This is a genomic window from Bradyrhizobium jicamae (assembly GCF_018130215.1).
Taxonomy (GTDB): Bacteria; Pseudomonadota; Alphaproteobacteria; order Rhizobiales; family Xanthobacteraceae; genus Bradyrhizobium; species Bradyrhizobium jicamae_A.
The window spans coordinates 164,341-189,168 of record NZ_JAFCKQ010000007.1 but is presented as its reverse complement, the minus strand read 5'-3'; the positions used below and the strand labels follow the sequence as shown (position 1 = coordinate 189,168).

The window sequence follows — 24,828 nt, the reverse complement described above, 5'->3', positions numbered from 1 at the left end:
CCGGATGAAGCGCAGCGAAATCCGGGAACGGTCGCGATGCGGATCGAGTTGTCCCGGATTGCACTCCGGTCTACGACAAATTCTCCAGCAACAACTCCAGCGCTGCCTTCGCGAACGCCTGCATGTTCGCCTGCCGGTCGGAACTGCCGGTCTCGATCGTGATCACCTGCTGCCGCGGGCCGGCGATCGCCAGGCAGCTGTGGCCGGCGGCGTCGCCATAGCGGTTGCCGGTCGGGCCGGTCGCGCCGGTTTCCGACAAGCCCCAGTCGGTGGAGAGGCGTTCGCGGATCTGGCGCGCAAGCAGTTGCGCGTAGGGCTCGGAAGCGGAGCGGATGCCGTGCATGGCATCATTGGGAATGTCCATCAGCACGCGACGCGCGTCGCGCGTATAGATCACGCCTCCTCCGAGGAAATAGGCCGATGCACCTGGTACCGCGAGCAGTGACGCGGAGATCAAGCCGCCGGTCGATGATTCCGCGACCGCAATCGTCTGCTTGCCTGCGATCAGCCTGGGTGCGATCCGCTCGGCGATCGCGATGAGCTCTTTCATGTCAACTCCTGTGCAGGATCCGCTTCAGCAGCGGCTTCGTCTCCGACTTGTCGGCCAGCGAATGGTAGACGACGCGGATGAAGTTCTTCGACGCCAGCTCGGTGGGCGCCCATGTCGTATCGAGATCGGCGAACGGCTTTGCCGCCAGCACGTCGTCTTCGCTCTTGCCGTCCTTGACCAGCTTTGCCATGCGGTCGCGCGCGGTGATCAGCATGGTGCGATAGGTCAGAAGCGCAGCCTTGTCCGCGATCGGGCCGTGGCCAGGCACGATCCGGCTCCGGGCGTTGGTCAGCTTCACATAGATGTTGGTGGCCGCGATCATCCCGGCGATGTTGCCGCCATTGGCGAAGTCGATGTTCGGATAGCGGCCATTGGTGAAGGTGTCGCCGGTCGCGAGCACGTTGGCGGTCTTGAACCATACGTAAGTGTCGCCGTCGGTATGGGCGTTGGCGATGTGCTTGAGATCGGCGACGCGGCCGTTCATGCGGATCTTGTAGGCGCCGGTGTAGGTCTTGGCCGGCAGTGCGTCCGCTGCGGCCGGCGGCGTCTTGACGCCGGTGAGGCCGTTGGTGGTCCCGGCCGCGAGCCGTGTCTTGACGTTGATCTCGGAGACGACGATGACGCCGTCCTTGGCGAAGGGTGCGTTGCCTCCGGTGTGGTCGCCGTGGAAATGGGTGTTGATCAGGTACTTTATGGGCAGGTTGGAGATCGTCGCGATCGCGGCCTTGATCTTGTCGTGCAGCGGCGCGAACTCGCCGTCGACCATGATGATGCCGTCCTTGGCCGTCGCCACGGTGATGTTTCCGCCCTGGCCTTCCAGCATGTAGACGCCATCGCCGAGGTCGGTGGTCTTGATCTCGACCCTGGATAAATCGGGCGGTACCGGCGCGGCCGGTTGTTGCTGGGCCAGCGCCCATCCGCCGAACGCCATGGCGGCCGCAAGCGTCGTCAATCCGGTTCGAATCATCGAAAATCTCCCCCGCCGGCCCATGTTTTCCTAGCACACGGCCACGCCGTTTGCGCAAGTTGCGGCCCACCGGTGAGCCTGCTTGAATATCGGAACAACCGAGCGGCGCGGGGACAAGATGCCGTGAGAGGAAACACCATGACGTCGCCGATCGCGGGCGGCGTGGATTGCGACCTGCATCCCGCCGTGCCTCATCTCACCAGCCTCGTGCCCTACATGACCGATTACTGGCGCGACCAGGTGACGACGCGCGGCATGGCGGACCTGATCTCGCAATCCTATCCGGTCAACTCGCCGATCTCGTCGCGCCCGGACTGGCGGCCGGCGCAGGGCAAGCCGGGCTCTGCCATCGCCGATATGCAGGCCCAGGCGCTCGACAAATTCGGCACGGCCTATGGCATCTGCAATCCGCTCTATGGCGTGCAGATGGTGTTCTCCGAGGACATGGCAAACGCGTTTTGCCGCGCGCTGAACGACTGGCTGGTCAAGGAGTGGCTCGACAAGGACGATCGCCTGCGCGGCTCGATCGTGATCCCGGTGCAGAGCATCGAGAAGGCGGTCGCCGAGATCGAGCGTTGCGCCGAGGACAAGCGCTTCGTGCAGGTGCTGATGCTTGTCATGGGCGACATACCGCTCGGCAAGCGCTACTACTGGCCGATCTATGCCGCGGCCGAGCGGCTCGGCCTGCCGATCGGCATCCATGCCGGCAGCGCCTATCACAACCCGCCGAGTTCGGTCGGCTGGGGCTCCTATCACATCGAGGACTATGTCGCGCAGGCGCAGGCGTTCCAGACCCAGCTTACCAGCCTGATCGTCGAAGGCGTGTTCGCGCGCCATCCGAACCTGAAGATGGTGATGCTGGAGAGCGGCTTCACCTGGCTGGCGCCGTTCCTGTGGCGGCTGCACAAGTTCTGGCGCGGCATCCGCATGGAGACGCCGTGGGTCGACCGCGCGCCGCTGGAAATTGTGCGCAGCAACATCCGCTTTTCGCTGCAACCGGTCGACGCTCCGCCGGAACCGGACACGCTGAACCGGCTGTTCGACCATATGCAGTCGGACGAATTGATCCTATTCTCGACGGACTATCCGCACTGGCAGTTCGACGGTGATGCGGTGCTGCCGGAAGGCCTGTCGCCTGATCTGGTCCGCAAGATCATGATCGACAATCCGCTCGCGACCTATTCGCGCTTGAGGGTCAAGGAGACGACGCCATGAACATTCAGATTCGCGAGCGTCCGCAGAGTGCAGCGTCCACCGGCATCAAGACCGCGATCGCCGATGGCGACATCCATCCGGCGCGCGCGACCAGGGACGAGTTGTATCCGTTCCTGGCGAAGCGCTGGCACAGCCATCTCGAAAGCTTCGGCGCCCACGCCCATCAGGGCATGATGGAAGGCCCGCCCTATCCGAAGGCCCAGCCCAACGCCGCGCGCCGCGACGCCTATCCGCCGGAGGGTGGGCCCCAGGGCTCGTCACTGTCCTTCATGCAGAAGCAGCATCTCGATCCCAACAATGTCGTGCTCGGCGTGCTCAATCCGCTGGCCACCGGGCAGGGCCTGCGCAACCACGACCTGGCCGCGGCGATCTGTGCGGCGGTCAACGACTGGCAGATCGAGAAATGGACCAGCAAGGACGCACGGCTGAAGGGCTCCGTCGTCGTCGCCAATGAGGACGGCGTCTCGGCCGCCGCCGAGATCCGCAAGCGCGCAGGCGATCCGAACTTCGTCCAGGTGCTGCTGCTCAGCCGCAATGCCGAGCCGCTCGGCCAGCGTCGCTACTGGCCGATCTACGAGGCCGCGCAGGAAGCCGGACTGCCGGTCGGCGTGCATGCCTTCGGCTACGGCGGCAACCCGATCACCGCATCCGGCTGGCCGAGCTACTACATCGAGGAGATGGTCGGTCATTCGCAGTGCCAGCAGACCGTGCTGGCGAGCCTGGTGCTCGAAGGTGTGTTCGCGCGCTTTCCGAAATTGAAGATGGTGATGGTGGAGGCCGGCTTCGGCTGGGCGCCGTCGCTGGCCTGGCGGCTCGACAAGGTGTTTTCGAAGCTGCACGCCGAGGTGCCGCATCTCGAGCGCAAGCCGTCGGAATACATCCGCGACCACATCTGGTGGACCACGCAGCCGATGGAGGATCCGGAGAGCCGCGACCATCTGTTCCAGGTGATCGAATGGATCGGCTGGGACAAGCTGCTGTTCGCGACCGATTATCCGCACTGGGACTACGACGAGCCATCGCGCGTGCTGCCGCCAGGCGTCAGCGACGCCAACAGGCAGGCCTTCTATCTCGACAATGCGAAGAAACTTTACGGCATAGCTTGATGGCGCGTCATGTGATCGCCCCGGTGGATGAATTGCCGCCGGGGTCGCGAAAATTCCTCGAGATCGACGGCCGGCCGATCGCGGTCTTCAACGTCAAGGGCGAGTTCTTCGGCCTGTTGAACCGCTGCCCGCATCAGGGCGCGGCGCTGTGCGAGGGGCCGCTGATCGGGCTCGCCACGTCGTCCGATCCAGGCGAGATCGAGTACACGAAACTCGGCGAGATCATCCGCTGCCCCTGGCACGGCTGGGAATTCGACATCCGCACCGGCCAATCCTATTGCGACCCCCGCCGCTTCCGCGTCCGCGCCTATCCGGTCAATGTCGAGCCGGGCACTCATCTGGTGAAGGGCCCGTACGTCGCCGAGACCGTCAGGGTCGCGGTGGAGAGCGACTACGTCGTGGTGGAGTTGTAGCGGCTCGCAATGACGAGGACAGAGCTCGCCTATTCCTGCATCATCTGCCGCTCCCGCGCGTAGCGCACCAGCGCCGCGAAACGGTAGATGCCGTGCACGAATTTGCCGTAGGGCATGGTGATGAACAGCGCGAACACCACGCCGAGATGCAGTGCCAGCAGCGGGCCCATCGCACCCGTATCGCGCCAGAGCAACAGGGCAAGCCCGGTCACGCCGGTCAGGAACAGCATCACGATGAACGCGGTGTCCATGCCCGTGCTCTGCTCGTCGACCAGCACGCGATCGCGCTTCCGCTTCTCCGTGAGCAGGCCGATCGGACCGAGCACGAGGCCGATTCCGCCAAGCGTGCCTGATACGACCGGCAGATCCCACCACGCGTAGGGCGCCTCGCGTGCCAGCAGGTAGTGATACAGCGTGCCGACGCAGGTTGCCGCGAAGCACAGCGCAAAGCCGTAGAAGGTGAAATGGTGATACAGCTTGCGGCGGTCGGTCGGGTGGTCGTCCTCATTGAAACAGCCGACGCCGCCGCCATCGAGATAGCGCAGCTCTCCGGCGTCGCGGACCGCCTGCAATAGCGCCTTCGCGTCCGTCCTCATGCCGACCGGCTCGCCGATATCGCGCCAGAACGCGCGGACGCCCATCGCCAGCGCCAGGATGGCGTAGAGCAGGGCGGCACCGAACAGCATCGCCATCACATCGTGCGGCATCAATCTGTAGAAGGCGCCCGGGCCGGTATGGATGCCATACAGCACGCTCGGATCGTTGACCGCGACAAAGCCGAAGATGAAAACGGCGACGCTCAACGCGGCGATCAGGCTGATGACGAGGCCGTTGCGTGCAAACGCGCCGGCGAAGGCGCGCGGCCAGGCATAGGCAGCATAGGATTCGGTGCGCGCGACCGCGAGCGTCTTCGGCACATTGACGTTGAACTCGTGCGGCGGCGAGAACTGGCAGTCGGTGTAGCAGGCGCCGCAGGCATGGCAGAGATTGGCCAGGTAGTTGAGGTCGCCGTCGGAGAAGGCGCGGCGCATCTCCATCGCGGGAAACACCGCGCACAGGCCCTCGCAATAGCGGCAGGAATTGCACACCGTCATCAGACGGTCGGCCTCCTGCAAGATCTTCGTCCCGTGCATCGCGCCAGCCTCAATTCCGGGCATTTCTGGCCGCTTCCCGCCCGGCGATGCGGCCGAACACGCTGCCGATGGTCATGCCCATGCCGGCGGCGTAGCCCTTCCCGAGCACATTGCCGGCCATGATCTCGCCGGCGGCGAACATGTTGGCGGAAGGCTTGCCGTCCTTCATCAGCATCCGCGCCTGCCTGTTCACGCGGGTGCCGAGATAGGTGAAGGTGATGCCGGGCCGCACCGGATAGGCGAGGTAGGGCGGCGTCTCGATCCGGCGCGCCCAGTGCGTCTTCGGCGGGGTGATGCCCTCGGTGCGGCAGTCGTCGAGGATGGTGTGATCGAAGGTGCCTGGCTGCACAGCGGCGTTGAACTCGGTGATGGTCTTTTCCAGCGCGGCTGGATCGAGCGTCAGCTTGCCGGCGAGCTCGGCGATGGTCGCGCCCGCGATCGGCGGAAACAGCGTCGGCATGAAGCTGGTCACGACCGACGAGTCGAAGATGATGTAGGCGATCTGGTCGGGCTGGGCGGCGACCAGGCGACCCCAGATCGCATAGCGCTTCGGCCAGATGTCCTCGCCCTCGTCATAGAAACGCTCGGCATGCCTGTTGACGACGATGCCGAACACGACCGAGTCGTGTCGCGTGATGATGCCGCCGTCGAATTTCGGCGCGCGGGCGTCGATCGCGACGGCATGGCACTGCGTGGGGTCGCCGATCTCCTGCACGCCCTTGGCCAGCAGCATCTTCAGGATCGCGCCGCGATTGAACGGCGTGCCGCGGATCAGGAAATTGTCGGCGGCCTCGCCCCAGTATTGCTTCAGCCATTCGATGTTGGCCTCGAAGCCGCCGGCGGCCGCGACCAGCGTCGAGGCGCGCACCTCGGTCCTGCCGCCGACCGGCTGCTTCAGCGCGGCCGAGAGGAACATGCCGTCCTCGATCTTCAGATCGATCACCTCGGCGTCGTAGAGGATGTCGACGCCGAGTTCCTCGGCCGTGCGGTAGAGCGCGTTCAGCATGGCGCGGCCGCCGCCGAGGAAGAACGAGTTGGTGCGGCCGAGGCTCAAGGTGCCGCCGAGCGAGGGCTGCCAGCGCACGCCCTGTTCGACGATCCAGTTCAGGATGTCCTTGGACTCGTGGATCATGAAGCGGGCCAGCTCCTCGTCGGTCTGGCCGCCGGTCACCAGCAGCAAATCCTTCCAGAATTCCTCCTCGGTGTAGGGGCCGGTGAGGATCTCGGTCGCCGCGTCGTGGGCGCAGCGCATGTTGCGCGTGTGGCGAGTGTTGCCGCCGCGGTAGAACTTCGGCGCGCCTTCCAGCACCAGCACCGAGGCGCCGGCCCGTCTGGCGCTGATTGCAGCGCAGAGGGCGGCGTTGCCGCCCCCGATCACCAGCACGTCGAACCTGCGCGTCAGATCAACCATGCACTCTTGTTATCGTTGTTGGCATGGAAAGCAACATGCCGGGGCAGGCGAACGGCCTGCCCCGGATGCAATGCGGGCGATCAGGCCGCAACCGTGTTGCGCTGCTCGGCGGTCTGTCCGCCACGGTAGACGATCAGCGCGGCGACGATGCCGAGCGCGGCGCCGAACATCAGCCAATAGGCGGGCGAGGCCTTGTCGTGGCCGGTCATGCTGATCAGCTTGGTTGCGACAAAGGGAGTGGACGTGCCGAAGATGCCGGCCGCCAATGCGAACGCGATCGAGAAACAGGTGGTGCGGACGTGGGCAGGCACGATCTCGACCAGGCATCCCAGCATCGTGCCGCTGTAGACGCCGAAGTAGAACGAGAACATCATCTGGACCGCCAGCAGTTTCCCGAGCGTGGGCTCATGCGAGAGCCAGGACAGCGCCGGGTAGGCCGTCACGAACGACAGGCACGCGATCGCGAGCAGAACCGGCTTGCGGCCGATCCGGTCGGACAGCGCGCCGCCGACCGGGTTCCAGATGAAGTTCGTCACCGCGACCAGCAGGGTGACGAGCAGTGTCCCGGTCGCCGAAAGATGCAGCTCCTTGCCGAAGCCGGGCGCATACACCGTGATGAAATAGAACGTCGTGGTGGTCAGCACCGCGATCATCATGCCGAGGACGACAATGCGCCAGTTCGCGATCGCCGAGGCGAACACCTCGCTCGGGGTCGGATGCTTCTTCATGGCCAGGAAGGCCGGGGTTTCCTCGAGCGATCGCCGCAGCATGAAGATGACGGGGATGATGATGCAGCCGACGAAGAACGGGATGCGCCATTTGGCGACGCCGCCGCCGATGGCAGTCAGGATGGTGTCGCCAGGGATCGCCTCGCGCAAAATGAAGCCGAGGACGGCTGCGACGAAGATGGCGACCTGCTGACTGGACGATTGAAACGAGGTGTAGAACCCCCGATTGCCGGGTGTCGCGATCTCGGAGAGATAGACGGAGACGCCGCCCAGTTCGACGCCGGCGGAGAACCCCTGGATCAGGCGGCCGATCAGCACGATGATCGTCGCGGAAATGCCGATCGATGCGTAGGACGGGCAGAATGCAATCACCACGGTACCGAGCGCCATCAGCGCGAGCGTGACGATCAGGCCCTGGCGGCGGCCGATGCGGTCGATATAGGAGCCGAGCACGACGGCGCCGACCGGGCGCATCAGCGCGCCGAGCCAGAACACGCCATACGCATTGAGCAGCGCCGCGGTCTCGTTCTGGGCCGGAAAGAACGCCTTCGCGATGTCCTGCGCATAGAAGCCGAACAGGAAGAAGTCGAATTGCTCAAGGAAATTTCCGCTGGTCGCGCGCAGGATGGCGCCGAGGCGCGACTTGATTTGCGGTGCTTGCGATGAACCCGACTGCGGCATAACGCCCTTCCTCCCCGTGACAAAACGGCCGGCGAAAAGTGTCTCGCCAGCCAGGGCAGTTAGCCTGCCTTGTGCGGCAATCTGGCACGCCCGTCCGGCATGACCAACCTGAAATTGCGCCCGCGCCTATGAGAAAAAAGCCGTAAGCCGACATGTCTTGACGCGGCTCGACGCAGCCTGCATCAGGCGGGCGCGCGCGCCGAGGCGCTGAGCCAGTCCCGGAACGCCGCGAGCTTCGGCGAATCCGCCCGCCCCTGCGGCGAGACCAGATAGAAGCCGGCATCCGCGGGCAGTGCAATCTTGAAGGGAACCACCAGGCGTCCCTTCGCGATGTCGTCTCGCACATAGGATGTTCGACCCATCGCAACGCCGATCCCGTCGATCGCGGCCTGAACGGTCACGAATGTCAGGTCGAAGGTGAGGCCGGGCTGCCTGGAGATGTCGGTCGGCAGGCCAGCCGCGGTCAGCCACAGTCGCCAGTCGTCCGTGTTGGCGCCGCTGGTATGCAGCAGCACGTGATCCTTGAGGTCCTCGGGGCATTTCAGCGGCTTGCTTCCTTGCAGCAGGGAGGGGCTGCACACCGGGAACAGCTCATCCGCCATCAGCCAGTCGGACCGCAGGCCGGACCACTGGCCGCGCCCGTAGCGGATCGCGGCGTCGACCTTGTCGCGCTGGAAATCCACCAGGCCGGTCGAGGTGGTGATGCGGACGTCGATGCCGGGATGCGCCTCCTGGAAAGCCGACAGCCGCGGCAGCAGCCACTTGGCGGCGAGCGAGGCGAGGGTGGAGACGGTCAGCACGTGATCGTCGTCCCGGCGCAGCAGGCGGTCGGTCGCCAGCCGCAGGTCGTTGAAGGCGGCACGGACGCCGGGAAGGTATTCGACGGCCTCCGCCGTGAGGCTCAGCGACCGGTTCTGCCGGACGAACAGGCGCACCCCGAGTTCTTCCTCGAGCCGCCGGATCTGATGGCTGATCGCGGTCTGCGTAACGTTCAGTTCGGACGCCGCCAGCGTGAAACTCATGTGCCGCGCGGCGGCCTCGAACGCCCGCAAACCGTTCAGCGAAGGCAGTCTGCTGGTCATCTTTTCGTGACTCCAATGCATGACTTTAATTCATGCGAAACGGTACAAAGTGTCGTTTGTGAAAAGCTCCGACAGCGCAGATATTACCTTCAAAGCTTAGCGATAGGAGCCGCAGATGTCCATTTTCACCCATGAATCGATGACAAATCATCATGCCGATGGTCTCCTGAGCCAGGTCGGCGAGACCCTCCATGTCTGGTGGGACCGCTACGAGCGCCGCCGCGAGCTGGCGCAGTGGTCCGACCGCGACCTGCACGACATCGGCATGTCCCGGAGCGACGTGGCTTTCGAAACCGAAAAGCCGTTCTGGCGGGCCTGACAGGCCGCCGTCACCGGCGCCGCCTCGATCGAGGGGCGCCGGTCAATTCTTTCACCCCGGGAGCGTGTCATGACTGCGCTGCATCTCGACGATCTCAAGCAATATTCCGACGTGCTGCGCGCGAAGGACGGTCGCGAGATCAAGGTGCGGTTCGTCGAGCCGCGCGACCGCGAGGAACTGCAGGCCTATATCCGCGCGCTGTCGGCCGGGTCCCGCTACAACCGCTTCCTGGGTGCGCTGAGCGAGCTGCCGAAGACGGAGCTCGAACGTTTCATCCACGTCGGCGAGGCTGACCGGTTCACGGTGGTCGCGACGATGGTGGTCGATGGCTTCGAGACCATTGTCGGCGAGGCCCGCTATGCCTTCCATGCCGACACGTCGAGCGTCGAGTTCGGCCTGTCGATCGACGACCGGTGGCAGGGCCACGGCATTGGCAAGGCCCTGTTGAAGAACCTCGAATGCCGCGCGGCGTCCTTTGGAGCCGAGCGGATCTTCGGCGATACGTTGCGTTCCAACACCAACATGATCGGCCTCGCCCGCAAGTCGGACTACGCCTTCACCGCCAGCCCCGGCGACTGGAAGCTGGTGCGCTTCACCAAAGAGATCCACGTCAAACCGCAAGACATTCCCTGTGCCAGCTGGCGGCTTGCCGCCGCTTCCCGCATGGCCGCGATGTCCTCGCTTGCGGTTTGACGAAACTCGGCCCGGTTCTGGCCCCTCAGAACCGGGCCGCTTCTTTTTTGCCGGCCCCACCTTCGCCCTCAATCCGTAAAATCCGTCGACGCCGCGACCTGCCGCCACTCCGCAAGCTCTTTCGCAACGAACGCGTGCTTCGCTTCTATACGCTCGACCGTGTCGCTGCCGAGCGGCAGCCGCAGCGGCGGCTCCTCGGCGTTGACGAGCTGAAGCATCGCGCCGGCAAGCTTGCGCGGGTCGCCACGCTGGCCGTGATTGAAGTCGGCGGCAAGCGCGCGGGTCTTGCCGACGCTCGCATGATAATCCTCGATCTGCTGCGCGGTGCGTGCCAGTGAAGCGTCGTCGAGGAAGTCGGTGCGGAAGAAGCCGGGTTCGACCACCGTCACCTTGATGCCGAGCGGCGCGACCTCCCCGGCCAGCGCCTCGCTGATGCCTTCCACCGCGAACTTGGTCGCCCCATAGACGCCCCAGCCCGGATAGCCGGTGTAGCCACCGACCGAGGAGATGTTGATGATGTGGCCGGAGCGCTGCCGGCGCATATGCGGCAACACCGCGCGCGTGACGCCGAGCAGCCCGAATACATTGGTGCCGAACAGCCTTTGCGTCTCTTCCGCATTCGCCTCCTCGACCGCGCCGAGCAGCCCGTAGCCGGCATTGTTGATCAGGATATCGATGCGGCCGAATCTCTTGACCGCATCGCTTGCAGCCGCATGGGCCTCGGCCTCGCTGGTGACGTCCAGCCGTGTGGCCAACAATCGCTCATGCGCACCCAGGCGGGCGGTGACGGTCTTGGGGTCGCGGGCGGTAGCGACCACCGCATCGCCGGCCTTGAGTGCCGCTTCGGCAATCAAGGCGCCGAAACCCCGGGAAGCTCCCGTGATGAACCAGACACGCATGGTCTTGCCCTTTTGTTGTGGCCGGCGCGATGCCGAGCCCGATGGGCCAAAGGGATAGCGGCTCGCCATAGATGAAATAATCATCTATATACTCGTTAAGCTATTGAGAAAAATTCATCAATGCGGATCAACCCGTCCGACCTTGGCACCTTCCTCGCCATCGCCCGCCACAGGAGTTTTCGCGCGGCGGCGACGGAGCTCGGCGTGTCCGCATCGGCGCTGTCGCATGCGCTGCGCAACATCGAAGAGCGGCTCGGTCTGCGCCTGATCAACCGCACCACCCGCAGTGTCGCGTTGACGGAAGCCGGCAAGCTTCTGTTCGCGCGGATCAGCCCGGCCTTCCGCGACATCGATGATGCGCTGGAGGACCTCAACAATTTCCGTGGGCGTCCGGCGGGAACGCTGCGCTTCACGGCCGCCCGCCAGTCGGCGCAGCTGGTGTTGCTGCCGATCGTCACCCGCTTCCTGAAGGCCTTCCCCGATGTCAGCGTCGAGATCATGATCAACGACGCGCTGATCGACATGGTTGCCGCGGGCTTCGACGCCGGCGTCCGCTTCGGCGAGACCATCGCGGCCGACATGATCGCAGTCCCGATCGGTCCCCGGCATCGCTTTGCCGTGGTTGGTTCACCCGGCTACATCAAGGCCCACAAGCCACCCGCCACGCCGCACGAGCTGAAAGGCCTGCCCTGCATCCGCTATCGCTTTACCAGCGGCGTCATCTATCGCTGGGAGTTCGAGCGCGGCGGCATCGAGGTCGATATCGACGTCGAGGGTCCGCTGACGCTGAACGACCAGGATCTCATGGTCGATGCGGCGCTGGACGGGGCAGGCCTGGCTTACGTGTTCGAGGCGCAGGTCGAGACGCTGATCGCCAGGCGCAGGCTCTTGCGCGTGCTCGCCGACTGGTGCCCGGCCTATCCGGGCTTCTTCCTCTATTACCCGAGCCGCCGTCAGTTGCCCGCTGCGCTGCGGGCGTTCGTGGACTTTGCGCGCGATGAAGCTGCGTAGCCCGGATGCAGCGAAGCGCAATCCGGGATCAGTCTTACGGCGGAGAGCCCTGTCCCGGATTCCGCTGCGCTCCATCCGGGCTACCGGCTTCATCGCCGCGTCCCGAAAGCGGGGAGAGGGATCATCAATTCCCCTTGAACACCGGCTTGCGCTTCTCGATAAACGCCTGCACCGCCTCCTTGTGATCGGATGTCGTGGTCAGGCGGATCAGCCGCTCGGCCTCGTGATCGCGCGCGGTCGCGAAATCGAACAGCAGCGCCTCGTCGAGATTGTCCTTCATGTAGCGCAACGCGAGTGTTGGACCTTCCGCCATCGATTTCGCGAGCGTGAAGGCCTCTTCGCCCAACGTCTCGTCCGGCACCACGCGGTTGACGAGGCCGATCTGCTCGCACCGCGTGGCATCGACCTTCGCGGCGGTGAACATCAGTTCGCGGGCGCGCGCAGTGCCGACCAGGCGCGTCAGCAGCCACGCGATGCCGTAATCGCCGCTCAGCGCCACGCGCAAATAGCCGGTGGAGACGAAAGCCGATTGCGCGGCGATGCGGATGTCGCAGGCCAATGCGATCGCAAGCCCGGCGCCGACCGCCGGGCCGGGCAGCGCGGCGATGGTCGGCTTGCGCACCGAGGCGAGCGCGCCGGTGAGCAGGCGCTGGCGCTCCTGCAGATCGGCGACCTTGTCCTCATAGGACATCTCCAGCTTCTTCCTGTCACGGTTGGCGCCCATGCCCTTGACGTCGCCGCCGGCGCAGAACGCCTTGCCGGCGCCGGTGACGAGGAGCACGCCGACCTCGGGGTTCTCGCCGCAGACGCGGATCATCGTGCGCAGCGCCGGCGTCAGATTGTCGGACATCGCGTTGCGCGCCTCGGGCCGGTTCAGCGTGATGACCGCGACACGGTCGCGGATCACGCAGAGCAGCTCGTCGGTGCCGGTATCGATCTTGATTTCGCTGGTCATGTTCTCTCCCGAGGTCAATTCTTGCCGTCATTGCGGGGAGCGACGAAGCAACCATATCTCGGCTGGCGGCATTATGGACGCTTCGCTTCGCTCGCAATGACGGATACGGCGGATGGGTGCATTCACCCTACGCCGTTCACATGATGTTCGTCCTCTCAAAACTTCTCCACCCAGGGCCGCAATTCGAGTTCCCAGCTCCAGGCGCTGCGCGGCTGCTGCAGCACGTTCCAGTAGCTGAGCGCAATCGCGTCGGGGTCGAGCATCGAGTCCGGCCGGTCGGCGGGTTCGACGCGGGCCTTGCTGCGGATGCCGCCGTCGATCACGAAGTGCGCGATATGGATGCCCTGCGGCGACAATTCGCGTGCCATGCTCTGCGCCAGCCCGCGCAGCGCGAACTTGCCCATCGCGAACGGCGCCGACTGTGCATAACCCTTCACGCTGGCGGAGGCGCCGGTGAACAGGATCGCGCCCTTCCTGTTGGGGAGCATGCGCTTGGCGGCTTCCTGCGCCACCAGGAAACCACCGAAGGCCGAGATTGCGATGGTCTGCTCGACCTGGGCAGGGACCAACTCGAGAAACGGTCCGCGGGTCCGGCCGCTGGCATTGTAGACCACGATATCAGGGGTTCCGATCTCGCGCTCGACCAGTCCGAACAGCCGTTCCACGTCCTCGGCCTTGGTGGCGTCGCAGGCATAGGCGCGGGCGCCGGTCTCGGAGCAGAGCGCACCGAGTTTCTCGGTGCTGCGTGCCGCCAGCGCCACGCGAATTCCCTCTCGCGAAAATAGCCGCGCGAGCGAGCCGCTGAGGCCCTCGCCGGCGCCGACGATCAGGGCGATCTTGTACTCTGGAATATCCATTTGGCTTTCCTTTGCTGGGCCGGAGGAGGATAGTCTCGCCTGAAGAAATGAGGACCGAAGCCGGGATTTCAATGCAGCCGCTCGAGCAAGATCACACGCAATCACCCGCCGGCCAGCCCGGACTGCTCGCCCCCGACACGACGGGAATCAATTTCTACCGGGCCGATCCGGCGCTGACTGATCTTCTCAAGCTGCATCTGCCCGAGGCGCTGTTTCGCCATATCGAGCCGCATCTCGACCGGCTTGGCGAACTCGCCGGCGGCACTCTCGACGAATGCGCGCGGCTCGCCGACAAGCACACGCCGGTGCTGCACCAGCGCGACAAGTTCGGCCGCGACGTCCAGTCGATCGAATATCACCCGGCCTACCGCGAGATCGAGAAGGCTGCCTTCGGCGAGTTCGGCATTCACGCGCTGTCGATCCGCAAGGGCATCATGGGCTGGCCCGACAAATATCCCGTCGTCGCCAAGCATGCATTCACCTTCCTGTTCAACCAGGCCGAATTCGGCATGGGCTGCCCGATCAACGTCACCGACGGTTGCGCCAAGCTGCTCGCGAATTTCGGCAGCGAGGCGCTGAAGGCGAAATATCTCGACGGCCTGACGCAGACCGACATGAGCAAGCTGACCCAGGGCGGCCAGTTCATGACCGAGAAGGAAGGCGGCTCCGACGTGGGCACGCTGACGACGCGGGCCGTGCAGGAGGGTGACCACTGGCGGCTCTATGGCGAAAAATGGTTCTGTTCGAATGCCGATGCCAGGGTGGTGATGCTGCTGGCGCGCCCGGAGGGCGCAGGGCCCGGCACAAGGGGCGTCGGCCTGTTCCTGATGCCGCGCTTCCTCGATGACGGCTCGCAGAACCACTACCGGATCGTTCGCCTGAAGGACAAGCTCGGTACCCGTTCGATGGCTTCGGGCGAGATCAAATTCGATGGCGCGATCGCCTATGCCGTCGGCAAGCTCGACCGCGGCTTCGTCCAGATGGCCGAGATGGTGAACTCCTCGCGGCTCTCCAACGGCGTGAAATCGACCGCGTTGATGCGTCGCGCCTGGCACGACGCGATCACGGTGGCGCGGGGCCGCGTGGTGTTCGGCCAGCGCATCATCGACCTGCCGCTGGCGCGCCGGCAGCTCATGAAGATCATGCTGCCGACCGAGCAGGCGCTGTCGATGAGCTTCCTGACCGCGGATGCGCTCGACCGCGCCGAGGCCGGCAGCCAGGACGCCGCGGCGCTGCTCCGCATCCTGACGCCGACCTTGAAGTTCCGCGCCACGCGTGACGCCCGCAAGGTCTGCGGTGACGCCATGGAGATGCGCGGCGGCATCGGCTACATCGAGGAATTCGTCACGCCCCGCTTGCTGCGCGATGCGCATCTCGGCTCGATCTGGGAGGGCACCGGCAACATCGTGGCGATCGATGCGCTCAAGCGCGCGGTCGGCCGCCATGGCGCCGACAATGCGCTCGCCGCCGACCTGCATGCGCGGCTCGATGACAGCGTCAACGTGCCCGAGGGGTGGCGCAGCCGCCTGCGCGATCTCAGCGACCGCGCGGTCGTGTTCGCGCGCGAGGTGGCGAGCCGCGTGGACAATGAGGGCGATGCGCGGCGCGCCACCAGCCTGCTCTATCATGTCGCAAGCGCGGTGGCGCTGGCCTGGGAAGGCGGACGCATCCACGAGATGCGCGGCGACGCGCGGCGCCTGCTGCTGTCGCGGATGGTGATCGACCATCGCGTGACGCCTGGCGATCCGTTCCGGCTAACGGAAAATACCGTTCAGCGCAGGATGACCGAGCATCTGCTCGGCGATCGTGCCATCGGCATGGCCGAGGTTGGCGAATTGCTTCTCGCGGCGTAGGCTGCGAGCCGAGCGCACCATTCAAACAATCAAGAACGTCAAGGAGACCCCGATGAAGGCCGCCGTCCTGCATGAAGTCAACAAGCCGCTGGTGATCGAGGATGTCAGTGTGCCCAACCCGGGGCCGCGCGAGGTCCTGATCCGCACTGCGGTCGCGGGCCTCTGCCATTCCGACCTGCACTTCATGGAAGGGCTCTATCCGCACCCGCTGCCGGCGGTGCTCGGACATGAATCGGCCGGCGTGGTCGAGAAGGTCGGCTCCGACGTCAACTATGTGAAGCCGGGCGACCACGTCGTCACCTGCCTGTCCGTATTCTGCGGCACCTGCGACAATTGCACCACCGGCCGCACCGTGTTGTGCACCGATACTACGGTGAAGATGCTGCCCGGCGCCTCCAACCGTCTGTCCTGGAACAGGTCCGAGAAGCTGCACCAGTTCCTCAACCTCTCGTCCTTTGCCGAGCAGATGCTGGTGCACGAGAACGCAATCGTGAAGATCAAGAAGGAGATGCCGCTCGATCTCGCCGCGCTGATCGGCTGCGGCGTCATCACCGGCTATGGTGCGGTCGTCAACACGGCGAAGGTGACGGCTGGCGAAACGGTGGCCGTGATCGGCTGCGGCGGCGTCGGCATGGCCGCGATCAACGGCGCGCAGATCGCCGGCGCCGGCCGTATCATCGCGATCGACACCAATCCGGCCAAATTGCAGCTCGCGACGAAACTCGGCGCCACCGACATCGTCGATCCGGCGCGGGGCGACGTGGTGCAGCAGGTGCGCGAGCTTACCGGCGGCGGCGTGCAGCATTCCTTTGAGGTGCTCGGCCGCAAGGACACGGCCGAGCAGGCGTTCGGCATGCTGGCCCCCGGCGGCACCGCGACCATCGTCGGCATGATCCCGTTCGGCCAGAAGATCGAGTTGCACGGCTTCGACTTCCTGCGCGAGCGCAAGATCCAGGGGTCATCGATGGGCTCCAACCACTTCCGCGTCGACATGCCGCGACTCGTCGACTTCTACATGCGCGGCAGGCTGCATCTCGAGGACTGGATCTCGGCCAAGCTGAAGCTGAGCGAAATCAACGAAGGTTTTGCCAACATGAAGGCCGGCAAGACCCTGCGCAGCGTCATCATGTTCGATAGCTGAGGTGTCGTCGTCCCGGCCTCCGTGCGCGATCGCGCACTCGGCCGGGACGACGGTTGAAATCACCGTGCGACGTGCGCGGAGACCGCGAGCCACGTTCCGTTCTGCTTCGCCCAGCAATCGGTGTAACGTCCAAAGGCCTGCCTGCCCTCGGCGTCGAGATAGCTGGTACGGGCATGGATGATGGCGAAATCGCCGAGGATGCGGATTTTGACATCCTCGGCCGTCAGGCCCTTGATCTTCACCGGAATGGCCGTCTGTTTCAGGAAGGCGGCACGGTCGACGAGGCTCTTGTCGGGATTGGTGGCGTAGAAGTCCTGCGCCAGGATCTCGTCGAAGCGCTTGACGTCGCAGTTCTGGACGGAATCGACATAGTCCTTGTTGAGTTTTGTGAGCTCTTCGAGATCGTTGCTCATCGTTGTTGCTCCCTGTCTCTCCGTTCGGCGCTTCGCTCCTCGCAATGACGGCTCTGTTAGCTCTCAATCATCAAACATCTTCGGCGGCACGAACCCGCCATATTCGCGCTCGATCAGCTCGGCGAGCTTGAGCGGTGTGCGGTCCTCGAGCCACGGGCCGACGATCTGAACGCCGATCGGCAATCCGTCCGGCGCAAAGCCGGTCGGGATCGCGGTGGAGGGCAGGCCGGGAAGGGTTGCAATGCCGGGCCAGGCGAGTTGGTCGGTGTAGACGTGCGGCTCGCCGTCGATCAGGATTCGGCGCTGTTCCTGCTCCGCTGAATGATCGTGCGGATAGGCCGCTGTCGGCATGATCGGGCAGATCACCGCGTCGAACGACTTGAACAGCTCGCGCCATTGCGCGCGCAGCCGCGCCCGCGCGCCGTTGGCGATCACCCAGTCGCGATGGCTGAGTGCGATGCCGCGCAGCCGCTCGGCTTGCAGGCTGGTATTGCCGGCCGGAAGCGCCGCGGCCGCGGAACAGGCGCCGGCATAGACCTCTTGCGGGAAGGTCGCGCCGAGGAACGACAGCAGCAGCCGCATATAGAGACGCGAGGAGGCGGCGAAGTCCGGCAGCAGCGGGCTCGATCGCGAGATTTTCGCGCCGATGCGGTCGAGGTTGCTGGCCAGCCTGTCGATGGTGCCGCGGATCGTCCGGTCGGTCGGCAGCACCGGATCGGTGTCGATCACGAGGATGCGGAAATCCTTCAGGCTGGTGTGCCGTGCCGTCGGCAGGTCGAGACGGTAGGCCTTGCCGGCTTCGAGCGGATCGGGACCGGCCATCACGTCGAGCAGCAGCGACAAGTCGGCCGCGCCGCGCGCCATCGGACCGATCACGGACAGATCGCCGTCGAACGGCAGCGGCGCGAATGGCGGCGGCGTGTGGCCGCGCGCCGGCAAGAGCGCAATGGTCGGCTTGTGCGCATAGATGCCGCAATGAAAGCCCGGCACGCGCAGCGAGCCGCCGATGTCGGAACCGAGCGACAGCGCGCCATAGCCTGCGGCGAGGGCGGCCGACGATCCGCCGGAGGAGCCGCCCGGCGTACGGCCGAGATCGTAGGGATTGTTGGTGGTGCCGTAGACCTCGTTGTAGCTCTGCCAGTCCGCGAGGTTGAGCGGCACGTTGGTCTTGCCGAGGATCACGCCGCCGGCGTCCTTTACCCGCGCAATCGACAGCGCGTCCTCGCTCGGCGTGAAATCCTTTTGCGCCGGGTTGCCCCAGGTCGTCGGCAGTCCGGCGACGTTGAAGGATTCCTTCACGGTCATCGGGATGCCGGTGAGCGGCCGGTGCTCGCCGCGCGCGATCGCCGTATCGGCAGCGCGCGCAGCGGCGAGACCGCGCTCGAAATCGCGCACGCAGACCGCGTTGATCTTGCCGTCATGCCGTTCGATCCGGCCGATGACGTCTTCTGCCAGCTCGACTGCCGAAACCTGCTTCGTCTTCAGCGCCGCCGACAATCCGACGGCGGTCTTGAAACTCCATTGCGATTTGGCCACGGCGTGCTCCCGGTTTGGCGCGGATCATGCGCAGAATGGCGCGGCCCGGCAAGCTCGGCTTGATCGCAATTGCGTGGGCGAAGCTACCCCGGAAGCATGCGCTGCATGACCCGGCTGCGGAAGACCAGCAGATGGGCCAGCGCCGCGGCGATGTGGGCGCCAATCAGCACCAGGAGCGACCATTCCGCGGCCTGGTGCAGGCCATCGATCGCCTTGCCCGCTGCCGCGTTGTCCGAGGCCAGCATCGGCAGCGGCATGATGTAGAAGAACGACACCGCCCAGCCGCGGAACGACGCGAACAACCAGCCGCTGACGGTGGTGGCCAGCACCAGGACATAGAGCATCCAGTGCACGACTTCCGAACCGAGCCGCTGCCAGGGCGGCAGCGAGCTCTCCGGCGCCACCGGATGGGTGAGCCGCCAGATGAACCGCAATACGATCAGGAGAAGGATGACGATGCCGAACGAAATGTGGAACGTCATCGCCGCACCCGGGGACTGGCCGCGATGAATGTCCGGCATCAGCCAGCCGATCGGATATTGCACGGCGAGCAGCGCGACGATCACCCAGTGCAGCAGCTTGGCCGTGGTTCCGTAGTGCAATCGTTTGGCCATTGACTCCCCCGCGGATGTTGACGTCCGCAGCGGCTGGTGGCGCCCGGCACCGCGAACGCGTAGCCGAGGATAGTATCGACGACAAGCCGGCCGGGATGCCGCACCTCGCGCTACGCCGCGCCGATCAGGATGCCGACGGCGAGCACGATCGCGCCGCCGAGCACGATCTGGAACACCGCCTGCAGGAACGGCGTGTCCATGTAGCGCGCGCGGATGAAGGCGATCGCCCACAATTCGATGAACACGACGAGGCCGGCGATCGCGGTCGCGATCCAGAATGCGTTCGGCCAGGCGTCGGGAACGAGATAGGGAATGGTGTGGCCGAGACCGCCGACCGTCGTCATCAGGCCGCAGGTCATGCCGCGCAGCCATGGCGAGCCGCGACCGGTCAGCGAGCCGTCGTCGGACAGCGCTTCGGCAAAGCCCATGCTGATGCCGGCGCCGATCGAGGCGGCGAGGCCGACCAGGAAGGTCTGCCAGTTGTGGTGCGTGGCGAACGCGGCGGCGAACAGCGGCGCCAGGGTCGAGACCGAACCGTCCATCAACCCGGCGAGGCCCGGCTGCACATATTGCAACACGAACATCCGTCGCCGCGTGCGGTCTTCCTCGGCGCGGACGTCGGGCTTGAGGATGTCGCCGGTGAGCTTCACCGCAAGCTTCTCGTGGCCCTTCTCTTCTTCCGCGAGATCGCCGAGCAGGCGGCGCACGCCGACATCCTCGGCCTTCCCGGCCGCCTTTGCATAGAAGCGCTCGGCCTCCAACTCCATGGTCTCGACCTCCTTGCGGATGGTGTCGAGCGACAGGTTCTTGGTCAGCCAGATCGGCCGCCGGCGCAGGAAGCCCTTGACGTTCTCGCGCCGGATCGGAGGCAGATGCGGTCCGAAGCGCTGCTCGTAGGTTTCGAGCAGCCGGTGGCGATGGCCGCGCTCCTCCTCGGCCATCTCCTCGAACACCTTCGCGGTATCGGGATAGCGCTCAGCGAGGTCCTCGGCGAAGCTCATGTAGATCCGGCTGTCCTCCTCCTCGGAGGCAATCGCGACCGCGAGCACCTCGCGCTCGGTCAGATCGGCGAAATTCTTCACGGCAGCGCCTTCTTTACCTGCTTTAGAATTAGAATAATTCTAATATTTGTCGCCCAAGGCAAGGTCAATCCAAAAGCACGCACAGTCGCCCGTTCACGATCACAAAAGAAGGAACCGGGCCGCCCTACGCCCGTTCGAGTTCCTGCTGCTCGCGAAGGGGATGCCATGGAGACCGTCAAATACCGCCTGAACGATCCGCGCCTGGCGCCGCGGCGGACGAAGCTGGAGATTCCGGGTTGGGCCGGCAAGCGCGATCCGCGCACCGACGGCTCGCGCGAGCAGGTCTGGCATTGCGTGCCGTTCTCTGAAGGCGCGCAATACGGGATCGAGCTGTTCTATCCCTATGATTTCGAACTGCACGTCACCACCAAGGACGGCAGGTTGCAGCTTGACGCCGATTGGGGCGCGCCGCCGGACAGCGGTGTGCAGTGGCCGCCGTTCCGGAATTTCGGTGACACCTTCTACACCTATCAGATCCTGCTCGATCTCAAGGTCGCGAAAGGCATGGCGGTCCGCACCGAACCGCATCCGCGCTTCTACACCGATCGCACCGATACCGTGCCGATCGCCGTTCCCGCGCTGATCCGCAACTGGTGGCCGATGATGTTCTTCTGCGTGTTCAAATCACCGGCTGAAGGACGCACGCACATCTTCCGGCCGAACGAGCCGTTCGCGCAGATCATCGTGATTCCGGAGGAGGCCAATTTCCAGCTCGAGCCGATGGGCGAGGAGGAGTCTGCCGAACGCGAACTGCAGTCGCGCCGCATCTACAACAACCGGCCCAAGCTCGCCGCCGGCACGGAGTGGACGTCGTCGTCAGACACGGTGTTCGACGGCACCTATCGTCACCTGCATCGCGCCGCCAAGGAGAAGGCGCGCCACGACTGAGCAGTCGCCGGCATCATCGCCGGAGGACAGCGGGGCCTGTGGGCCCCGTTGTCGCGCTTCGCACTGCTCAGTAGCGATAATACCCGTGATGGTGATGATGATGGTGGTGGTGATGATGGTGATGGTGGCGCCGATAGCCCGGCACCACGACGACCGGCCCATAGCGGCGATAGTAGCGGTGATGATGATGGTGGTGATGATGGTGATGATAGTACTGCGCGAGCTGCACGTTCTCGTGGGCTTGCGGCGGCGTGGCCTCGTCGAGGGCTTGCAGCTTGGCCGAGGCATCCGAGATCGGTTCCAGCAGTTCCGCATAGGAGTTCGCCTGCAGAACGTCGGCCGGCGCCGGCGCGGCCTGCACTGCGCCGAGCGCGCCAAGCGACGCGACGGCACCCAGCAGTCCGGCAATCTTCTTCTCCATAATTCTCCTCCTGATCAGGTCACCGGACGAACAACCGGCTGACCGCAACGCCAGGTTCCGACGAATGTTCCTCGATGTTTCCGGACGTCGTCCTATTGCGCCGCACGGGCCAGGAACCGAAGCAGCAGGCGGCCGACCTCGTCCGGCTGCTCCTGCTGCACCCAATGGCCGGCACCGTCGATCAGGTGGCAGCCGATCATGTTGGTGCAGGCCCTGGTCTGCATCGCCTCGAACGCGCCGGGCCGCTGATAGGTGCCCCAATCCTGCCTTCCCGAGATGAAGGCGGAGGGCACGTCGATGGTACGGCCGCCCCAGGTCTGCATCTCCGGCACGAACGCGCCCGAGGTGCCGCAGCGATACCATTGCAGCCCGCCCTGGAACCCGGTGCGCTGATATTCGGCGCTGTAATAGGCGAGCTCATGGTCCGGCAGCCAGGTGTTCGCGACGATCGCCTCGCGCGAGGGCATCTCCTCGGCGACCGTCGCCGGCATGTCCCTGGCGAGATCCATCACATAGTAGGTCGGCAGTTTCGCCAATTCGCCCGCCGACCATGATTGCAGCGGATAGGGCTTGTTGTCGGTCCAGTCCGCGCTCTTGTGATGGTAGTAGGCGCGCAGGAAATCATGCACGCCCTGCGGCGCGCGATGCATGTCGGCATTGGCCGCGCGCGTCGAGTAGTACCAGTGGTAATGCTTGCGCGGGCGCGGCAGCGCCGCCAGCTCGCGATGCACGGGATCCTCGGTCGCGGGCCTCGCCGGCGCGTTGGCGGTGTTGAACGGCAGCGACGGCGGTCCTGCAAACGGCGCGCTCATCATCACCACGGCGCGGAACACATCGGGCCGGATCAGCGCGCACCATGCTGCGACCGATGACCCGGCATCATGCCCGATCACCGCGTCGACATGTTTGTAACCGAACGCTGCGACCAGCCCGAGCGCGTCGCGTACCATGTTCGGCAGGCGGAACGGTGCGAGCTCGCAGTCATAGTCGGCGCTCCATCCCGTCGTGCGTCCATAGCCGCGCTGATCCGGCGCGATCACGTGATAGCCGGCCGCAGCCAGCGCCGGCATCACCTTGCGCCAGGAGAAGGCGAGCTCGGGGAAGCCGTGCAACAGCAGCAGGCAGGGACGGCCTGACGTTTCGAAGCCCGCCTCCAGCACATGCATCGTGAGGCCATTGATGCCGTCGACGTAACGCGAGCGGATGGTGGAGGGGAGCGGAACGTCGGGGAGATCCGTTGTCGTGTTCATTGCGCACCTCCCAGAGATCTTCGCCTACGCCTTCTTCGGCCAATATTTGTCGCGCAAATGGCGCTTCACCAGCTTGCCGGTCGGCGTTCGCGGCAGCTCCGGTTCGAAGTCGATGCTCCTGGGGCATTTGATCGGCGACAGATGCTGCCTGCAGAACGCGATCAGCTCGGCCTCGAGGTCCTTGCCGGCCTTCGCCATGTCGTGCGGCTGCACCACGGCCTTGACCTCCTCGCCCATCTCCTCGTTCGGCACACCGAACACCGCGACGTCGGAGACCGCGGGATGCGTGATCAGCACGTCCTCCGTCTCCTGCGGATAGATGTTCACCCCGCCTGAGATGATCATGTAGCTCTTGCGGTCGGTGAGGTAGAGGAAGCCCTCGTCGTCGAGATAGCCGACATCGCCGAGCGTCGACCAGCCTTTCGCGTTATAGGCTTTCTTCGTCTTCTCGGGATCGTTGTGATAGGAGAAGACGGGCGCATCGGCGAAATAGACCTGGCCGATCTGGCCGGTCGGCGCCTCCTGCTCGTTCTCGTCCAGGATCTTGACCTTGCCCACCACGGCGCGACCGACGGTGCCGCGATGGCTGAGCCATTGCTGCGAGGTCGAGACCGTGACGCCGTTGCCTTCCGAGCCGGCGTAATACTCGATCAGGATCGGTCCCCACCATTCGATCATCTTCGCCTTGACGTCGACCGGACACGGTGCCGCCGCATGGATCGCGCCCTTCAGCGAGGAGACGTTGTAGCGGGCGCGGACGTCGTCGGGCAGCTTCAGCATGCGCACGAACATCGTCGGCACCAGCTGCGATTGCGTGATCCGGTGCTTCTCGACCTGCTTCAGGAATTCCTCGGCGTCGAAATGCTCCATGATGACCGAGGTGCCCCCGAGCACGGTCGCCATCATGTTGAAGCGCAAGGGCGCCGCATGATAGAGCGGCGCCGGCGACAGATAGATGCTGTCGGCATTCATGCCGCACATGTCGGCGCAGAGGATGCGCAGGAACGGGTTCGGTACATCGATCCGGTTGCCCTCGAATTCCTTCTTGATGCCCTTCGGCCGGCCGGTGGTGCCGGAGGAATACAGCATGTCGTAGCCCGCAACCTCGTCGGCGACAGGCGTGGTCGGCTGCGCGGCCGCTTCCTTGTCATAGGAGCGGAAGCCAGGGGCGGGCTCGTCCATCATGTAGAACAGCGGCTCACCCGGCTCGCCCTTGATCAGGCCCTTGACCTTGTCGGCGCACTGCGGCGTGGTGATGAACACCTTGGCGCCGCAATCCTTGATGATATAGGCGATCTCCTCCTCCGTGAGGTAGCGGCTGATCGCGGTGTAATAGAGCCCGCTGCGCTGAGCGGCCCAGCAGATCTCCATGAAAGCGAGCCGGTTTTCCATCAACAGCGCGATGTGGTCGCCGGCCTTCAAACCGAGCGAGCGGAACAGATGTGCGCCCTGGTTCGAGAGCTCGTCGAGCTCGCGATAGCTGATGGACTTGCCGGTCCCCGCCATCCGGTAGGCGATCTTGTCGGGCGTAGTGCGGGCGTGGACGGAGGGATGGGTCATCGGTGTCTCTCGCGCAAATAGCGAGTAGCGAATGGCGAATAGGGACATCT

The 24,828-nt window shown here is 65.0% G+C and carries 25 protein-coding genes; 9 read left to right on the top strand and 16 right to left on the bottom strand.

What is annotated here, in order from left to right; genetic code table 11:
- Positions 1 to 70: 70 nt before the first annotated feature.
- Positions 71 to 550 carry a CinA family protein gene (locus JQ586_RS11925; protein WP_212394747.1) on the bottom strand — a complete coding sequence of 160 codons (480 nt, stop codon included), beginning with the start codon at positions 548 to 550 and terminating at the stop codon, positions 71 to 73.
- A gap of 1 nt (position 551) precedes the next feature.
- Complete coding sequence (locus JQ586_RS11920) at positions 552 to 1,517, bottom strand: MBL fold metallo-hydrolase (RefSeq protein WP_212394746.1); 966 nt, start codon at positions 1,515 to 1,517, stop codon at positions 552 to 554.
- Positions 1,518 to 1,655: 138 nt separating this feature from the next.
- Here JQ586_RS11920 and JQ586_RS11915 point away from each other — a divergent pair, with 138 nt between their 5' ends.
- The 3 genes from JQ586_RS11915 to JQ586_RS11905 are packed head-to-tail and all read left to right on the top strand — an operon-like array spanning position 1,656 to position 4,251.
- On the top strand, positions 1,656 to 2,732 hold the full coding sequence (locus JQ586_RS11915) for an amidohydrolase family protein (protein WP_212394745.1): 1,077 nt from the start codon (positions 1,656 to 1,658) through the stop codon (positions 2,730 to 2,732).
- Positions 2,729 to 3,838 carry an amidohydrolase family protein gene (locus JQ586_RS11910; RefSeq protein ID WP_212394744.1) on the top strand — a complete coding sequence of 370 codons (1,110 nt, stop codon included), beginning with the start codon at positions 2,729 to 2,731 and terminating at the stop codon, positions 3,836 to 3,838. Before JQ586_RS11915 ends, JQ586_RS11910 begins: the two co-directional genes overlap by 4 nt.
- Positions 3,838 to 4,251: a Rieske (2Fe-2S) protein gene (locus tag JQ586_RS11905; RefSeq protein ID WP_212394743.1), complete on the top strand. Its 414-nt coding sequence runs from the start codon at positions 3,838 to 3,840 to the stop codon at positions 4,249 to 4,251. Before JQ586_RS11910 ends, JQ586_RS11905 begins: the two co-directional genes overlap by 1 nt.
- Before the next feature lie 29 nt (positions 4,252 to 4,280).
- On the opposite strand, the gene tcuB is transcribed toward JQ586_RS11905, so the two are convergent.
- The 4 genes from tcuB to JQ586_RS11885 form a co-directional block, all read right to left on the bottom strand.
- Positions 4,281 to 5,384 (bottom strand): tricarballylate utilization 4Fe-4S protein TcuB, encoded by a 1,104-nt coding sequence (gene tcuB, locus JQ586_RS11900; RefSeq protein WP_212394742.1) that lies wholly within the window; start codon positions 5,382 to 5,384, stop codon positions 4,281 to 4,283.
- Between the two features lie 10 nt (positions 5,385 to 5,394).
- Complete coding sequence (gene tcuA / locus JQ586_RS11895; RefSeq protein ID WP_212394741.1) at positions 5,395 to 6,795, bottom strand: FAD-dependent tricarballylate dehydrogenase TcuA; 1,401 nt, start codon at positions 6,793 to 6,795, stop codon at positions 5,395 to 5,397.
- 80 nt (positions 6,796 to 6,875) lie between these two features.
- Complete coding sequence (locus JQ586_RS11890; protein WP_212394740.1) at positions 6,876 to 8,204, bottom strand: MFS transporter; 1,329 nt, start codon at positions 8,202 to 8,204, stop codon at positions 6,876 to 6,878.
- Between the two features lie 182 nt (positions 8,205 to 8,386).
- Positions 8,387 to 9,286 (bottom strand): transcriptional regulator GcvA, encoded by a 900-nt coding sequence (locus JQ586_RS11885; protein WP_212394739.1) that lies wholly within the window; start codon positions 9,284 to 9,286, stop codon positions 8,387 to 8,389.
- A 115-nt stretch (positions 9,287 to 9,401) separates the two neighbouring features.
- Here JQ586_RS11885 and JQ586_RS11880 point away from each other — a divergent pair, with 115 nt between their 5' ends.
- Positions 9,402 to 9,605: a DUF1127 domain-containing protein gene (locus JQ586_RS11880; RefSeq protein WP_212394738.1), complete on the top strand. Its 204-nt coding sequence runs from the start codon at positions 9,402 to 9,404 to the stop codon at positions 9,603 to 9,605.
- Between the two features lie 69 nt (positions 9,606 to 9,674).
- Complete coding sequence (locus tag JQ586_RS11875) at positions 9,675 to 10,298, top strand: GNAT family N-acetyltransferase (RefSeq protein ID WP_212394737.1); 624 nt, start codon at positions 9,675 to 9,677, stop codon at positions 10,296 to 10,298.
- A 68-nt stretch (positions 10,299 to 10,366) separates the two neighbouring features.
- Here the strand turns inward: JQ586_RS11875 and JQ586_RS11870 are convergent, their stop codons facing one another.
- Positions 10,367 to 11,197 (bottom strand): oxidoreductase, encoded by an 831-nt coding sequence (locus JQ586_RS11870; protein ID WP_212394795.1) that lies wholly within the window; start codon positions 11,195 to 11,197, stop codon positions 10,367 to 10,369.
- Positions 11,198 to 11,317: 120 nt separating this feature from the next.
- Between JQ586_RS11870 and JQ586_RS11865 the strand changes: the two genes are divergently transcribed.
- Positions 11,318 to 12,208 carry a LysR family transcriptional regulator gene (locus JQ586_RS11865; protein WP_212394736.1) on the top strand — a complete coding sequence of 297 codons (891 nt, stop codon included), beginning with the start codon at positions 11,318 to 11,320 and terminating at the stop codon, positions 12,206 to 12,208.
- Positions 12,209 to 12,332: 124 nt separating this feature from the next.
- Here the strand turns inward: JQ586_RS11865 and JQ586_RS11860 are convergent, their stop codons facing one another.
- Both JQ586_RS11860 and JQ586_RS11855 read right to left on the bottom strand, forming a co-directional pair.
- Positions 12,333 to 13,163, bottom strand: a complete 831-nt coding sequence (locus JQ586_RS11860) for an enoyl-CoA hydratase (protein WP_212394735.1) — start codon at positions 13,161 to 13,163, stop codon at positions 12,333 to 12,335.
- A gap of 155 nt (positions 13,164 to 13,318) precedes the next feature.
- Positions 13,319 to 14,020, bottom strand: a complete 702-nt coding sequence (locus JQ586_RS11855; RefSeq protein ID WP_212394734.1) for an SDR family NAD(P)-dependent oxidoreductase — start codon at positions 14,018 to 14,020, stop codon at positions 13,319 to 13,321.
- Positions 14,021 to 14,091: 71 nt separating this feature from the next.
- On the opposite strand from JQ586_RS11855, the gene JQ586_RS11850 reads away from it, so the two are divergent.
- The gene (locus JQ586_RS11850; RefSeq protein WP_212394733.1) at positions 14,092 to 15,873 is read left to right on the top strand and encodes an acyl-CoA dehydrogenase family protein; all 1,782 of its coding nucleotides are present in this window, start codon (positions 14,092 to 14,094) and stop codon (positions 15,871 to 15,873) included.
- A 52-nt stretch (positions 15,874 to 15,925) separates the two neighbouring features.
- Positions 15,926 to 17,014 carry a Zn-dependent alcohol dehydrogenase gene (locus tag JQ586_RS11845; protein WP_212394732.1) on the top strand — a complete coding sequence of 363 codons (1,089 nt, stop codon included), beginning with the start codon at positions 15,926 to 15,928 and terminating at the stop codon, positions 17,012 to 17,014.
- A gap of 59 nt (positions 17,015 to 17,073) precedes the next feature.
- Here the strand turns inward: JQ586_RS11845 and JQ586_RS11840 are convergent, their stop codons facing one another.
- The 4 genes from JQ586_RS11840 to mbfA all read right to left on the bottom strand — a co-directional run bounded on the left by JQ586_RS11840 (position 17,074) and on the right by mbfA (position 20,659).
- Entirely contained in the window at positions 17,074 to 17,427 is a 354-nt protein-coding gene (locus tag JQ586_RS11840) for a nuclear transport factor 2 family protein (protein ID WP_212394731.1), read from the bottom strand.
- Between the two features lie 63 nt (positions 17,428 to 17,490).
- The gene (locus JQ586_RS11835) at positions 17,491 to 18,963 is read right to left on the bottom strand and encodes an amidase (RefSeq protein WP_212394730.1); all 1,473 of its coding nucleotides are present in this window, start codon (positions 18,961 to 18,963) and stop codon (positions 17,491 to 17,493) included.
- 83 nt (positions 18,964 to 19,046) lie between these two features.
- A complete protein-coding gene (locus tag JQ586_RS11830) occupies positions 19,047 to 19,577 on the bottom strand; it encodes a cytochrome b (RefSeq protein WP_212394729.1) in 531 nt (176 codons plus the stop codon).
- A gap of 110 nt (positions 19,578 to 19,687) precedes the next feature.
- Positions 19,688 to 20,659: an iron exporter MbfA gene (gene mbfA / locus JQ586_RS11825; RefSeq protein WP_212394728.1), complete on the bottom strand. Its 972-nt coding sequence runs from the start codon at positions 20,657 to 20,659 to the stop codon at positions 19,688 to 19,690.
- A gap of 165 nt (positions 20,660 to 20,824) precedes the next feature.
- Between mbfA and JQ586_RS11820 the strand changes: the two genes are divergently transcribed.
- Positions 20,825 to 21,547, top strand: coding sequence for a hypothetical protein (locus JQ586_RS11820; RefSeq protein ID WP_212394727.1), 723 nt, complete (start codon positions 20,825 to 20,827; stop codon positions 21,545 to 21,547).
- 67 nt (positions 21,548 to 21,614) lie between these two features.
- Here the strand turns inward: JQ586_RS11820 and JQ586_RS11815 are convergent, their stop codons facing one another.
- From JQ586_RS11815 to JQ586_RS11805, 3 genes are all read right to left on the bottom strand, one after another.
- On the bottom strand, positions 21,615 to 21,968 hold the full coding sequence (locus JQ586_RS11815) for a hypothetical protein (protein WP_212394726.1): 354 nt from the start codon (positions 21,966 to 21,968) through the stop codon (positions 21,615 to 21,617).
- A gap of 92 nt (positions 21,969 to 22,060) precedes the next feature.
- Complete coding sequence (locus JQ586_RS11810; protein ID WP_212394725.1) at positions 22,061 to 23,218, bottom strand: alpha/beta fold hydrolase; 1,158 nt, start codon at positions 23,216 to 23,218, stop codon at positions 22,061 to 22,063.
- 24 nt (positions 23,219 to 23,242) lie between these two features.
- Positions 23,243 to 24,778, bottom strand: a complete 1,536-nt coding sequence (locus JQ586_RS11805; protein WP_212394724.1) for an acyl-CoA synthetase — start codon at positions 24,776 to 24,778, stop codon at positions 23,243 to 23,245.
- Positions 24,779 to 24,828: the final 50 nt, after the last annotated feature.